The 878-nt window shown below is 68.2% G+C and carries 2 protein-coding genes; both read left to right on the top strand.

The window, feature by feature from the left end:
* Positions 1 to 604: sulfate/molybdate ABC transporter ATP-binding protein (locus RISW2_RS22985; RefSeq protein WP_084615553.1), on the top strand; the 604-nt coding region annotated here is incomplete at its 5' end.
* Positions 605 to 609: 5 nt separating this feature from the next.
* Positions 610 to 878, top strand: a 269-nt coding sequence (locus RISW2_RS25570; protein WP_043775831.1) for a hypothetical protein, incomplete at its 3' end; no start/stop codon positions are given.

Genomic DNA, 878 nt, shown 5'->3' with positions numbered 1-878 from the left:
GGGCAAGACCACGCTCCTGCGGATCCTCGGAGGGCTGGAATTCCCGACATCCGGCCGGGTGCGCTTCGACGGGGAGGATGCGACAAGCCTCAGCGTGCAGGAGCGGCGGGCCGGCTTCCTGTTCCAGCAATATGCGCTCTTCAAGCACATGACGGTCTTCGAGAATGTTGCGTATGGCCTGCGGGCGCGAAAGCGGGACGAGAGGCCGACGGAAGCGGAGATCGGGCGCAGGGTGACCAAGCTCCTCAATCTCATCCAGTTGCCCGACATCGGCCGGCGGTATCCAACCCAGCTCTCCGGCGGCCAGCGGCAGCGGGTGGCGCTGGCCCGGGCGCTCGCCATCGATCCGCGCATGCTGCTCCTCGACGAGCCCTTCGGCGCCCTCGACGCGAAGGTCCGCAAGGAGCTGCGCAAGGGCCTGCGCGAGATCCACGACAGCACCGGCCTGACGACGATCTTCGTGACCCACGACCAGGAGGAGGCCATGGAACTCGCCGACCTTGTCGTCGTCATGTCGATGGGCCGGATCGAGCAGGTTGGCCCGCCTGCGGACATCCGCGCGAAACCCGCCAGCGAGTTCGTGCGGACCTTTACCGCGGCCTGACGACCATGACGCGCGCGGGCGGCGTTCCCGTGGCTCTGGGGCGGATGCTCGCCTATGTCACGACGGCGGCGCCGTCCGCCGCCCTCCTGCGCCACGGAAGAGCTCGCTGGATCGAGGGTATCGAGGTTCAGGGCTGGCGGGTCAGAGAGGCGGGACCGCGCGGCGTCGTCCTCTGGCGCAACCACATTCGGCCCTCGATGCCGTTCCGGATCCTGGTCGTCCCGAACCGCGATTGCGGCCTCACCCACCTTGAATTCCAGGCCGTGCTTGCGGA

The sequence above is a fragment of the Roseivivax isoporae LMG 25204 genome, from assembly GCF_000521865.1.
GTDB lineage: Bacteria > Pseudomonadota > Alphaproteobacteria > Rhodobacterales > Rhodobacteraceae > Roseivivax > Roseivivax isoporae.
The sequence above is the reverse complement of the archived record's forward strand: the minus strand, read 5'-3'. Positions and strand labels throughout refer to the sequence as shown.